Here is a 12,206-nt window from a genome sequence, read left to right on the forward strand (position 1 = left end):
CGTGACGTCGAGCGTTGGGTCGTGCAGGGCTTCTCGGTCCCGGTCGGGGTGCCGCCCGAACTGGGCGAGCCGGAGGTGCTGCGCCGCCCGGACGGGCAGTCCGCGCACATCGTGCACGGCAGCCAGGCCTACACCTCCAGGGCGATCCTCGCCGCCGAGGACGAGCTGCTCGCCCTGGGGTTGCGTCGCGACGGCCGTCAAGCCGACCCGGACGTGGTCGCGACGGTCCTGGTCGCCCAGAGCGCGGACGGTCCGAGCCTGGACCGGTCGCAGGTGGCGATGGTCCGCAACCTCGCGACGAGTGGGTGCCGGGTGCAGGTCGCTCTCGCGCCGGCCGGGGCTGGCAAGACCGCCGCCCTGCGCGTGCTCGCCCGGGCCTGGGAGGCCTCCGGTGGCACCATCCTCGGCCTGGCCCCGACCGCGGTCGCGGCCGAGGAGCTCGGCCGCGCCACGGGCATCCGCGCCGACACCGTCGCCAAGTACCTCCACCAGAACACCGACACCCGAGAAGGTGCGTCACCCGAAAAGGGGTCGACCGCCAACTTCATAGGCAGAGCGGTCGGCCCGGGGACGTTGGTGCTGATCGACGAGGCCGGCATGGCGGGCACCCGCGACCTCGCAGCAGTGGTCCGGCACGTCTTCGACGCCGGTGGCAGTGTGCGGCTGGTCGGGGACGACCAGCAGCTGGCCGCCGTGGCCGCTGGCGGCGTGCTCCGTGACCTGGCCGAGCAGGGTTACGCGCACGGCACCACCGCGACGTTGACCGAGCTGCACCGGTTCACCGATCCTGCCGAAGGAGCCGCCACCCTCGGCATCCGGGACGGCGACCCTGCCGCCCTGGACCACTACCTCGACCACGGCCGCGTCCGCACCGTGGTGACACCGGGGACGTGGTCGAGGCGGCGTACGCCGCCTGGGCCGCTGACCAGGAGGCCGGGCTGTCCAGCCTGCTGCTGGCCGCGACCCGAGACACCGTGCGTGAGCTGAACCAGCGCGCCCGGACCGACCGCCTCCACGCCAGCGGACAGCCGCCCGCACGGGAGGTGGCCCTTGGCGACGACACCCGCGCCAGCGCCGGCGACACCGTGATCACCCGCCGCAACGAGCGCAGTCTGCGTGTACCCGACGGATCCTGGGTCAAGAACGGTGACCGATGGCACGTCTTCGCCGTCCACCCGGACGGCGCCGTCTTGGTTGAGCGCCACGCTGACCGGCGCGGGAGCAGGCCGGGCCGCCTCACTCTGCCGGCCCGGTATGTGGCCGAGCACGTGCAGCTGGGGTACGCCAGCACGATCCACGGCGCCCAGGGCGCCACCGTGGACACCACCCACACCGTCCTGACCGGGGCAGAGACCCGGCAGGCGTTGTACGCGGCCCTCTCCCCCCGGCCGGCAGACCAACCAGCTCTACCTCGCCACACCCACCGTCTCGCTGGACGGTGTCGGCCCCGACATCCAGGACACCGTGGTGGAGCCGCGGCAGGTGCTCACCGACGTCCTCGCCCGCGACGGCCGCGCCCTGTCGGCCACGACCGTGGAGCGCGGCGACGCGGCCCAGCTGCTACGGCAGGCGGTGCTCGCCTACCAGGACGCCCTGCCGGTCCTGGCCCAGCGGAACCTGGGACGTGAGCGGATGGCCGAGCTGGACGAGGCGCTGGAGAAGTGGATGCCCGGCCTCACCGGGCAACCGGCCTACCCGCACCTGCGGGGCCAGCTCGCGCTGCGCTGGGTCGACGGCACCACACCTGGGGCTGTGATCGAGCAGGCCACTTGGTACCGCGGCAAGCAGAGCCTGGTCGACGCCGACGATCCCGCCGCCGCCCTGTCCTGGCGCCTGGCCGGCACCACGCCCTCGTCGTATCGCGACGCACCCCTGCCCTGGCTGCCCGACGTCCCACCCGCCCTACGACAGGACAGGGAGACGAGGGGCTACGTGGACCGGCTGACCCACCAAGTCAAGCAGCTGGCCGAGCTCGTCGCCGCCGAAGCCCAGCAGGCCGGCGCGTACGACCGCGTCACGTGGCAGCGATCTCTGCCTCTGGACGTCGACGACCAGCTCCTCGGTGACCTCGCCGTCTGGCGCGCCGCCCACGAGATCCCCGACACGGAGCCGAGCCCGGCGGGTCCGCCCATCAAGGAACCTCAGGCAGCCAGACACCAGAGCCGCCTCATCCGCCGGCTGGCGGTGCCGTCAACGGTCTCCTCCACGTCCACAGCAGACGTCGGGCCCGGCACGCTCCGAGCCAGTCAACGACAGGCACAGCGTCAACGACTTCATGACGGTGCTACCCGCCACCTGTCTGGTCCTTCGCGATGACCGGACGTCGATCACATGGATGCGGAAGCGCGCACGGTCGATACATCACGCACACGCCGCCGATGAGCGGGCACTGTCATCAGGAATACGCAGGTGAACGGCAGGGGGGACGTGACCACCGCGACCCCGCCGAAGCCCGTCGTGCGGTCTGCAGGTCCCGACGTCCAACAAGGAGAGTCCGGTCCGTGGTGCACACCGGTTCCGCTGGTATGTAGACTGACCTACCTACTATGTGGAGGCTGGTTCTTGATGGGACACACGACCAAGAGCGGCTCGGTGCGCGAACGGTTGCTGGACGCGGCCGCGACGCGGTTCTACGCCGATGGGGTCAACGCGACAGGGATTGATGCGATCACAGCGACGGCAGGGGTTGCGAAGATGTCCCTGTACAACAACTTCAGTTCCAAGGCGGCCTTGGTGGAGGCCTATATCGATCGTCGGCACCGGGACTGGATGGACCGGTACGAGGCGAGACTGGCCGGGGCGGCCACGCCCACAGAGAAGGTGTTGGCGGTGTTCGACGCCTATGTCGATCACGCCTCTTCGGCGTACCCGCACGGGTTCCGGGGCTGCGGACTGCTCAACGCGGCCGCGGAGCTGCCGGTCGGTGATCCGGGACGATCTGCGGTAAGGCGTCACAAGGAAGAAGTGGAACGGATCCTGGTCACGCACCTGTGCACCGTGGTCGGGCAAGAGCAGGCCGAGGACCTGGCCGAGCACATGGTCTTCCTCCTCGAGGGAGCAATGGCCCGTGCCGGCCTGGAGGGTGACGCCTCCCGCCTGCGACGGGCCCGGGCGATGGCGGCACAGATGCTGGAGGGGGTGTTGAGCGCGCCTCTGGCCGTGGGGGCGGTCCTGGTGGCCGCGACGCTGTTCGGGACCACCGGGACCGCACAGGCGCTCGGCCCTGAGGGGACCACGCCGCTGGGAGTCGGCGCCGTCCGCCTCGTCGTCGGAGGCATGGGGCTGATGGCTGTCTTGCCGTTGGTCGGGGGGCTGCGTCGGGATGCGGTCCGCCTATGGCGGACCCCCGCGGGTGTAGCCATCGGGGTCTGCACCGCGCTGTACCAGGTGTCCTTCTTCGCCGCGGTTCAGCAGGCGGGCGTGGCCATCGGGACCCTCGCCGCAATCGGCAGCGGGCCTGTCCTGGCCGCCCTTCTTGCCCGGTTCGTACTGGGTGAACGCCCCGGGCGGTCCTGGGTCCTTGCGACCGGTCTGTGCCTGGTTGGTCTGACACTGCTGGTCACCGGAGGTGGCGCGGCGCAACGAGTCGACCTCGTGGGAGTTGCACTGGCCATCTTGGCCGGCCTGGCCTATGCCGGCTACACCGTGCTCGCCAAGGGGCAACTCAGTGCCGGACAAGAACCCTCCACCGTGATGGCCGCTGCTTTCGGCCTCGGCGGCCTGCTGCTCCTCCCGCTGCTGGCCACCCAGCCAATGGCGTGGCTGCTCGAGCCGCGGGGCGTGGGGATGGCGCTGCACCTGGGCCTGGTGACCACCACCCTGGCCTACCTGCTCTTCGTCCGCGGTCTCGCCCAGCTCCCCGCGGGCCCGGTCACCACGCTCATGCTGGCTGAGCCCGTTGTCGCCACCACTCTCGGGATTGTTGTACTTGACGAACGGCTGACACTGATCAGTACGACCGGCGTCGGACTGCTGCTTCTCGGCCTGGTGCTGCAGGGACTCGGCGCGGCCACAGGCAAGCGGCGCGAAGAACCATCACAGCCCGCACCGACACCGGCCGAGGCAAGTAATGGACCGGCAGGAGCAACGACGTGAGGATCCGCGTCAACCACATCCTCGTGGACCCGCCTGGGAAGGCACGCATTCGCCGCGAGTCGCTGGTCAGGAGTTCAGGTTGAGGATCCGCAGTCAGGGTAGTTCTATGCTGCCAGCCCATGACTGCAGTTCGGTGACCACGACGGTCATGTCCTCGGCCGTCGGGAGCTCGCCATCCATCACATCCTCCTTGATTGTTCCCTCGACCACGAGCGTTCCGTGGAGGTCAGGGATGAACCCGTAGAAGCGTCCGTTCGAGTCGTTGTACCCACAGTCCTCCCCCGACGACACCGGGAAACCGGCAGGTGCTCTGGCGCATATGTCCAAGTGCCCGTTCAAAGTGACGACCGGTGCGGTGGTGCCATGGACCGACAGTTCACCCCACTCCCGGACCGGGACCTCACGCTCCTCCAGTTCGTCGCGAAGATCAGCGGGCGCGGGGCCCTGCAGACAGGTCCTCCGGGGCAGGCAGGCCCCTCGTATCGGGTCGCCAAGGACTCATGATTGTCATCCGTGGCGCTGCGACGCTGAGCTAGGCGACATGTCCATCGCCCTCGTTCTTGTTGAGATAGATGTAGAACGAACGGACGTGGCCATCCTTGTGCCCCTCCGGCACGGAGCCGGTGACGTCGTGGACGAGGAAACTCCTACCCTCGTCGGTGACCTCCTTTCGTGAGCTGGGCGCCTGGGCGCATCCTGACTGCTCACCTCGGCCGTGTCCGCAGGCATGCTGGAGCGAGCCGTGTCCGTGTCGGCGTACTCGGTGGCAGGGCAGTAGACGCCTCTCGTGGATCATCCGCCGGCCCATTGATACCTGCCGCATCAGTACTCTCGGCGGTGGGTCTGTACGGCGCCGTCGCATCCCGTGGTCACGCGCGTGCGCGTCGTGTCGATCGGCTTGAGCTGCCATCGTCACAGGTGCCCTGCCGGTTCCTTGCCCGGGTCGGAGGGTTTTCACACGATGCGTGCTTCTCATCGTCTCGCTACCGGACTGAGATGTTCGTGGGTCGAGCGGACCAGGCTCGGCGGGCGCGGCCGACAGTGCGTGGTGCGAGGTTAAGGGCGGCCTTCCACCCCAGTTGATAATCGACCGTTATGTGTCCATAATCGGGGTCTGCGCGTCAGCGCAGCCATCTCAGCCAGCCTTCCCGGAGGAACACCATGTCTCGTCAGACCACCGGGGCCCGCCGACGGGCGCGTACCCGGCCAGCCGTCTTCGCCGCCCTGGCTGCGCTCGTCCTCAGCGGACTCGGGGTCCCCGCCGTCAGCGCTCACGACGGTGAGGACCACTTCGGCTCCCCCTACGTTCCGCCCCCGGTCACCGCTGCCGGGCCGGTGGGCGGCGCCTACTCCAACGTCGCCCAGCGCGACCGGCACGAGGTCTGGCTGGTGGACCAGTCGAACACCGACAACACCTCGGCTCCGAGCTTCGGTGGCCGGATCTACATCTACGACGGCAGTGACCTGCGCCACGACACCGCGGCTGCCCAGGCCGAGGTGGTCGAGCTGAGCGCGGCCACCGCGGACCTGTGCCGCGAGGCGACCGGCGTCACCCCGGTGCGACCCCACATGATCTATTTCAACGCCACGCAGTCGCACGCGGTCCTGTCCTTCGTGGCGAGCGGGCACGTCGTCATCATCGACGCCTCGACCCGAGAGCCGGCCGCCTGCTTCCGCACCGAGGTCGGCGCCGCTGGTGCGGTCCAGGCCCATGCAGCGGTGCCCACTCCCGACGACCGCTTCATCATCGTGGCGAACCAGAACGGCAAGAAGTCGAGCGGATCCGCACCGACTACGCCAGCGGCACCTTCAGCCAAGAGACCGCGGCGACGATCAGCCTGGCCTCCGGCGACACCCCCCACGGCGACCCGGTCGAGACCCCGGGCGACCCGACCATGCGCCCTGACAACGCGCCGATCTGCCCGTTCATCCCCTCCAGCGGCTACCCGGCGTTCATCTCGCTGCGCGGAGGCGGCCTCCTTGCTCTCGACCCGTACGCGACGCCCATGAGGATCGTCGCCGAGTACCCGGCCACCGAGGTGGCCCGTGACGGCTGCGGCTTCACCGAGTCGCAGGGCTGGGTCTACGGCAACGGCGGTCGGACCGCCGGAACCCTGTCCGGCTGGTTCGTCTACCGCGTGCCGGTCGGCGGACCCGAGCTGTGGAACCCCGAAGCCCAACCGGAGGTGCAGCTCGTCGAGCAGGACACCCGCGGCCCGCGCGACGCCCACGGCATGGTCACCGTCCGTGACCGCTACGTCTGGGCCTTCGACGCTCAGCGCACGTGCTGCAGGTCTACCAGGGCCGTAACGGGCAGGCCGGCGAGACGATCAACCTCCGGTCACCGTGGGCTCAGGCCCCGGCTCCCGACATCGTCGCGCAGGCCCCGGACGGAAGGGCCGTCTACGCGGCGACCCGTGGCCCCAGCCCGCTCAGCGGCGCGCACGCCGCCACCGGCGACGCACCGGGGCTGCTCGTGCTCGAGGTGCGCAAGGACGGACGTGAGGGGGTCGTCCGCGGCCACGTCGCGGTCAGCAACGTCCTGGACAACGGGCGTGAGCAAGCCGACCCGCACGGGCTCGCGGTCCGCCGTACCGGCTGAGGTCGCGCGGGGCATCTGCAGCCCTGTTCGCTCACCGTCCCGCAACACCCGCTGGTGGAAGGCTCCAGGCACATTCCCAGGGAGGAGGCGCCTGGACGCACGGCGGCCGCGCCGGCTCAGTGCCAGAAAGCGCCTATGGCTAAGAAACAGCGACGATGGCCGAAGAAGCCTCGTGGGAACCTCGGCGCACACGCCCTACGTGATACGCGCGGAAGAAGATCCCCCACGAAGTAACCCGACAGACGTTGAGTTGACTATGTGGACCCGTCCATGACACACATGCGCCGGCACGCTGCGACCTGACACGCATCCGACACTGCCGCGGGTTGGTCGCCCCCGCTAGCGGTCCACGGTCCAGAGGAGCCCAATTCAGCGGTCCACCGTGACGACGAGGGCTTAGTACCTCGTCAGGATCTGGCGGACGGGGTGGCGCAATGCCGCGGTGACGTGGGCGAGCTCGTCCGGCGTAAGCCAGCCGCGGCCGGGACTTCGCGCAGCGAGCACAAAGCGAGCGAAGCCTGCCGGCCAGTCGTAGTCCAGGTCGTTCAGCGAGCTGCGCTCAGCGCAGCACGGCGTGACGAGGACAAGGTCAGTGAAGTTGCGCTCGTACGCTCTACTCATCTCGCCCTGCCACCACTGGACGGGCATCTCCTCGTGGCAGTGCGGGCAACGGATGGCGATGAAGTTCCCACCCTGATCGACGAAGCCGATCTCGTCGCCGCGCTCGGCGGTCACTTCTCCGGCGTCCGGGCAGACGTCCCCGAGGGCCCGTCTTGCAGCCGCCGCGTCGGCGTCATCGGGTATCCATTGCGGGTCCGTGGGGATAATGTGCAAGTAACTCTCGCTCACGGACCCATCCTGCACTTGTCGCATCCGGTCATGCCGCATGGAGTTAGCTAGAGGTTGACGACCCATTCGCCGTAGAAGATGGCCGCGCCCGCGGCGACACAGATCCCGGCGATGATCCAGAACCTGGCGACGATGGTGACCTCGGCCCAGCCGAGCAGTTCGAAGTGGTGGTGTAGCGGTGCCATCCGGAAGACTCTCTTGCCGGTGAGCTTGAAGCTGATGACCTGGATGATGACTGATGAGGTCACGATGACGAACAGGCCGCCCAGGATCACGAGCAGGAGCTGGGTGTGGGTCAGGATCGCCCCGGCCGGCCAGGGCAGCGCCCAGGGACAGTGATCCGGTGTCGCCCATGATGATCTGGGCTGGTGAGGCGTTCCACCACAGGAACCCGAAGCAGGCGCCGGCGATCGCTGCGGCGACGACGGCCAGGTCGAGCGCGTCGGCCACGTTGTAGCAGTTTGGGCCTGGCATGAGCTCGCAGTTCTGGTTGTACTGCCACATGCCGATGACCGTGTAGGCGCCGAACACCATGACCGAGGCCCCGGTGGCCAGCCCGTCCAGGCCGCCGTCGGTGATGTTGACGCCGTTGGAGGCCCCGGCGATCAGCACGTTGGCCCACGCGATGAACAGGATCACGCCTACGACAGGGCCGGCGAAGGCCAGGTCGAGGCGGGTGTCGCGGACGAAGGAGATCGCGGTCGAGGCGGGCGCGCGTCCTTGCTCGTCGGTGGCCAGCAGGGCCGCCAGGGCGAAGACCACGGTGACCACCGTCTGACCGATGAGCTTCTGCCATGAGGTCAGACCAAGACTGCGTTCTTGCGGATCTTGGTGTAGTCGTCCAGGAAGCCGACCAGTCCCAGCCCGGTGAGCAGGAACAGGACCAGCAGTGCGCTGAGCGAGATGCGGCTGTGGGTCACCTGCACCACGCCCGTTGCGTCAAGGACGAACAGGCTGGCGTGGGTGGCGAAGTAGCCAACGATCGCGGCTGCGATGATCACCGCGCCGCCCATCGTGGGCTTGCCGCGCTTGACGTGGTGGTGGGTCAGGTCGTCGCGGATGAACTGTCCGTAGCGGCGCCGTACCAAGAAGGTGATGAACAACGGGGTGCACAGCAGCGCGATGGCCATGGAGAAGCCACCGGCGAGCATGACGTTGACCATCTGGTCTCCTTGCGGCAGCTCGGCCACTGTCGGGGGGTGCGGCTGCCCCGGCAAGGCAGGTCACGCACTGAGATGCGTTTCGGGCGCCGGGGCTTAGGCCCCGCCTGGACGCCGGTCCACGTTAGGGCAGGACACCGTGCCGATCGCGGACCCGCGCGCGAGTGTCGCTCCTGCGATGTGGTGTTTCACGGGTCAGGCGGGGCTCTCTGCTTGCCGCGGCCCAGCGTGCTGGAGCGGGCTCGCGGACCCAGTGGCCTAGATGCCGACGGTGCCGTCGACCGCTTCTCTGATCAGGTCGGCATGGCCCAGGTGACGGCCGTACTCCTGCACGAGGTGCAGCAGGACCCACCGCAGCGAGCAGGGCTCTCCGTATGGCATCTCCTGGGACAGTGCCTCCAGGCTCGGCACCTCACCCACGATACGTTCGGTGAGCCGCTGCGCCTGCGTGAGCCGGTCGAACAGCACCTGCGGCGTCTCCCCGGCAGTGGTCCGAAGACTCCAGCCGTCCTGCCCCTCCTGCCGTTGAGTGCTCCAGGCTGGTGAGTCGTCGCCCCCGGCGAACGTCATGTGCACCCACGAGAACTCCACCACCGCCAGGTGCTTGAGCAGGCCCCCGAGCGACAGCACGCTTGGCGCGTGCTCGAGAGCGAGCTGCTCTGCGGTCAGGCCCGAGCATTTCCACCGAAGCGTGTCCCGCTGGAATGCCAGCATCCCCAGCAGCATCGACTTCTCATCAGCCACCAAAGGCGTCTGCGCGCGGTCCGCAGGATCAAAGGTCGTCGTCACCGCTCAACCGTAGGTGCGACGAGGGCCAGCCGCTGTTCCGGGCCCCATTGATAGGCGTTGTCGCACCGATACCCCCTCAGCCAGACTTCGTCATCGACGACGCGCAGATAGAAACCCTTCGGGTATGCCTCGTCGCTGCTTAGCGGTTTCGACGCCACGTGAATGGCACCAGTTGGCGCCCGACCCGCAGACAAGACGGAGTCTGGTGCGTTTGGCTGGTCCATCATTGCCAGCCGGAGGAACGGGCCGCTGATCACTGGGCAGAGCTGGAAACCGTGTGTCCGTGCCGCCTCGAACACCTGCGACTGAGTGCCGCCGACCGACAGCCCGAGCTGCTGCACAGTTCGCTCGACCAACTGCAGATCTCGACTCTCCGGATTATCAAACACTGGGTGCCCAAGCAGTGTCTCGGCGTGGGCGTTGAGGCGTACGCCGAACTCGCGAAGGGATTGCAGGAGGGCGCGCCGGGGCTGTCCACCAACCCGTACTGTCCGACCCTCGAGCCCCAAGCTGTGTGTCATGGGCACCATCCTCGCTGAGCCCGACACGATCGACGTCTCGGACGATGACGCGGCGCCCAAGCCGACATGGAAACGACCGGATTTGCCGCTAGCCGAACACTTCAGACCCCCGGTGTCCAGGCGCGCGCAGTTCTGGCCATGCGCCGCCGGGCGGCCCGGAGGCGGACTCTCGGCTCCTGCACATGAGTGAGGTTCAGCGGAGGTCGGAGGTGGTGCAAGACCTTGGTCTCGATCTTGACCAGGTCAGTGCCTTCGGGCTTGCTCCAAGTGGTCAAGGAAAGCCGTTGCTCCATCCAGCTGGTCAACCTGTGCTCGCTCGGGTCGTCCAGACCGAAGTTGGCGCTGCGATCGGGCTTGGCCACATTGCGAGGGGTGGCTGCAAGGGCGAGCTCGTCCACAAGCAGAGCCGCGAGACTGCGTCTGACGGTAGAGGAGCCGGTCTTGCCAGCGGCAAAGTGAGTGCCCACGTCACGACCGTTGAGACTGCTCTCTGCCTTGCCGACGTAAAGAGGCTGGTCGTCGAAGGCGGGACTCAGCCTAAGTTCAGCCCACGCGCGATCGTCGCCATAGAACGCATATAGGCCTGGCTCCGTCGGAACGAGTCGCACCGCGTCAGCGTGCGCGTGCCTTGTGCCAGCCAACGACTCGAGCACTGTGGCGATCGCGTGGTCACCCGTCATGGCCCCATTCTCACCCACCCGGGCATCTCGACACCGATCCTGCTTCTCCCGTCGACTGGGAGGGCGGGATCACCACCAATTGAGCCCGACAAGCATCCAGAAGTGCCGCCAGGAGGGTGCCTCCCGGGAGTGGCTGGACCTCGCTCCGAAGGGTGGGTGCGCACGGGCGTGACGAAGGCTGGGGATAGCGAGCGGACGGCCTGACCCGACGGCGGGCTGGCCCGCCTGAAACCAGCCACCCGCGCTCGGTTACGATGCGCTTTCATCGACATGGGGTCGTAGGGGCAGGAGCATTTTATGAATCGGCGCTTTCTCGCGGGTGCGGCACTGGTCGTCTCCCTTTCGGCGTGCGGGACCGACGACACGCCTGAGCCGGCGGAGCCAGCAACGACCAGCGACGACGCGCCTACGGCTTCCCCAGAGGCAGCTGCAGTGACCACTGCAGCAGCGTCAACCTCGGCGCCGGCAGAGCTCGGGACCCTGAAAGAAGCGGGCTTCGGGCAGTCGGACGAGTATGTCTGGGTGACCGCCCTCGTCCACAACAACTCCGCCTACGTCGGTCAGACAGTCACAGTGAACTTCAACGTGCTCGACGCCGAGGGAAACATCCTGGCGTCGGAGAGCCAGGTTGAGTCCTTCTCGCTGCCCGAGACAGATCACATCGTCGGCACTCAGGTCAGCCTCGCCCAAGGCGAGACGGCGGCGAAGGTCGAGGCTGCTCTGGACGTCGAGGCCTCCGGCGCGTTCAGTGACAAACCCTTCCCCGAGATGCCGACGAGCCCGGTGAAGTTCACCGAGGAGTACGGCTCCCACACCGCCTCCTTCGAACTGTCGAACACCCTCGACATGTCGCTGAAGACTCCTAGGGTGAGCCTGCTATGCCGCGATGACGCCGGATCGATCGTGGGCGGGGGCAGCGCGTACCCGGAGCTGGTTCCAGCACAGGGGAAGGTAAAGGTCGACGTGAACCTCCTCGCATCTGAGGAGCCGGCGGATTGCTCCACTTTCGTCGGCGCACCCAGCGATTGGGATGGCGCTGAGACGGCGGAGCAGCCCACCTCCGAGGCGGCACCTCAGAGTGGAACCCCTGAGGAGGCTTTCCAGATCTGGGTGGAGCAGTTCGGCACCAAGGATTGGCAGGCACATTACGAGACCCTGGTCAGTGCGCAGCGCGAGGTCATCTCCGAGGACGCGTACGTCGCCTGCAGGTCGGCCGAGAGCCCGCCAGTCATTGAGTGGGGCAAGACCCTCAGCGTCGAGGACGTAGGCGAGATGCTCATCCCTGGTACGGACGTCTCCCTCCCGGCCACCAAAGTCAGCGCCGAGGTGTCTGCTGAAGGAATGACGCTTCCGGTCGACGCTCACATGCTGCTCGAGGGCGGCGAGTGGAAGTGGTCCATGACCCAGGAGAAATGTAGACAACTGCTCCAGCTGACAAAGCCGTAGCCGCCCACTGGCCCGCTCCGTACACGTTTACCGTGGGGTCACGAGGTTCCTCGGCAGCGCGGCT

Annotated in this window: 10 protein-coding genes and 3 pseudogenes; 7 read left to right on the forward strand and 6 right to left on the reverse strand. The window is 67.9% G+C overall.

Going from position 1 to position 12,206, the window contains the following annotated elements; translation table 11 throughout:
- The first annotated feature begins 279 nt into the window (after positions 1–279).
- The 4 genes and pseudogenes from ACQ95T_RS00135 to ACQ95T_RS00150 form a co-directional block, all read left to right on the forward strand.
- On the forward strand, positions 280–987 hold the full coding sequence (locus tag ACQ95T_RS00135; RefSeq protein WP_431473866.1) for an AAA family ATPase: 708 nt from the start codon (positions 280–282) through the stop codon (positions 985–987).
- A gap of 477 nt (positions 988–1,464) precedes the next feature.
- Positions 1,465–2,316: a hypothetical protein gene (locus tag ACQ95T_RS00140; protein WP_431473329.1), complete on the forward strand. Its 852-nt coding sequence runs from the start codon at positions 1,465–1,467 to the stop codon at positions 2,314–2,316.
- Positions 2,317–2,565: 249 nt separating this feature from the next.
- A pseudogene (locus ACQ95T_RS00145) lies at positions 2,566–3,135 on the forward strand (TetR/AcrR family transcriptional regulator); the annotation flags it as partial.
- Positions 3,136–3,225: 90 nt separating this feature from the next.
- A pseudogene (locus tag ACQ95T_RS00150) lies at positions 3,226–4,095 on the forward strand (DMT family transporter); the annotation flags it as partial.
- A 93-nt stretch (positions 4,096–4,188) separates the two neighbouring features.
- Here the strand turns inward: ACQ95T_RS00150 and ACQ95T_RS00155 are convergent.
- On the reverse strand, positions 4,189–4,386 hold the full coding sequence (locus ACQ95T_RS00155; RefSeq protein WP_431473330.1) for a hypothetical protein: 198 nt from the start codon (positions 4,384–4,386) through the stop codon (positions 4,189–4,191).
- Positions 4,387–5,256: 870 nt separating this feature from the next.
- Between ACQ95T_RS00155 and ACQ95T_RS00160 the strand changes: the two genes are divergently transcribed.
- Positions 5,257–6,105 carry a hypothetical protein gene (locus ACQ95T_RS00160; RefSeq protein WP_431473331.1) on the forward strand — a complete coding sequence of 283 codons (849 nt, stop codon included), beginning with the start codon at positions 5,257–5,259 and terminating at the stop codon, positions 6,103–6,105.
- 274 nt (positions 6,106–6,379) lie between these two features.
- Positions 6,380–6,697, forward strand: a complete 318-nt coding sequence (locus ACQ95T_RS00165; RefSeq protein WP_431473332.1) for a hypothetical protein — start codon at positions 6,380–6,382, stop codon at positions 6,695–6,697.
- Positions 6,698–7,093: 396 nt separating this feature from the next.
- Here ACQ95T_RS00165 and ACQ95T_RS00170 read toward each other — a convergent pair whose 3' ends face one another.
- From ACQ95T_RS00170 to ACQ95T_RS00190, 5 genes and pseudogenes are all read right to left on the reverse strand, one after another.
- A complete protein-coding gene (locus tag ACQ95T_RS00170) occupies positions 7,094–7,546 on the reverse strand; it encodes a hypothetical protein (protein ID WP_425943431.1) in 453 nt (150 codons plus the stop codon).
- Positions 7,547–7,593: 47 nt separating this feature from the next.
- Positions 7,594–8,709 (reverse strand): annotated as a pseudogene (gene mraY, locus ACQ95T_RS00175) (phospho-N-acetylmuramoyl-pentapeptide-transferase).
- Between the two features lie 255 nt (positions 8,710–8,964).
- Positions 8,965–9,495, reverse strand: a complete 531-nt coding sequence (locus ACQ95T_RS00180) for a DinB family protein (RefSeq protein ID WP_425943433.1) — start codon at positions 9,493–9,495, stop codon at positions 8,965–8,967.
- On the reverse strand, positions 9,492–9,884 hold the full coding sequence (locus tag ACQ95T_RS00185; RefSeq protein WP_431473333.1) for a hypothetical protein: 393 nt from the start codon (positions 9,882–9,884) through the stop codon (positions 9,492–9,494). Before ACQ95T_RS00185 ends, ACQ95T_RS00180 begins: the two co-directional genes overlap by 4 nt.
- A gap of 233 nt (positions 9,885–10,117) precedes the next feature.
- The gene (locus ACQ95T_RS00190) at positions 10,118–10,696 is read right to left on the reverse strand and encodes a GIY-YIG nuclease family protein (protein ID WP_425943435.1); all 579 of its coding nucleotides are present in this window, start codon (positions 10,694–10,696) and stop codon (positions 10,118–10,120) included.
- 297 nt (positions 10,697–10,993) lie between these two features.
- On the opposite strand from ACQ95T_RS00190, the gene ACQ95T_RS00195 reads away from it, so the two are divergent.
- Positions 10,994–12,142, forward strand: coding sequence for a hypothetical protein (locus ACQ95T_RS00195; RefSeq protein WP_431473334.1), 1,149 nt, complete (start codon positions 10,994–10,996; stop codon positions 12,140–12,142).
- The last annotated feature ends 64 nt before the right edge of the window (positions 12,143–12,206 follow it).

It is taken from the genome of Ornithinimicrobium carbonis, from assembly GCF_050703245.1.
Classification (GTDB): Bacteria; Actinomycetota; Actinomycetes; order Actinomycetales; family Dermatophilaceae; genus Ornithinicoccus.

What these genes read in the sequence shown, in the direction of transcription:
- ACQ95T_RS00135 (WP_431473866.1), top strand. Translation starts at nt 280, where the DNA reads ATGGTCCGCAACCTCGCGACGAGTGGGTGCCGGGTGCAGGTCGCTCTC.
- ACQ95T_RS00160 (WP_431473331.1), top strand. Translation starts at nt 5,257, where the DNA reads ATGTCTCGTCAGACCACCGGGGCCCGCCGACGGGCGCGTACCCGGCCA.
- ACQ95T_RS00190 (WP_425943435.1), bottom strand. Translation starts at nt 10,696, where the DNA reads ATGACGGGTGACCACGCGATCGCCACAGTGCTCGAGTCGTTGGCTGGC.
- ACQ95T_RS00195 (WP_431473334.1), top strand. Translation starts at nt 10,994, where the DNA reads ATGAATCGGCGCTTTCTCGCGGGTGCGGCACTGGTCGTCTCCCTTTCG.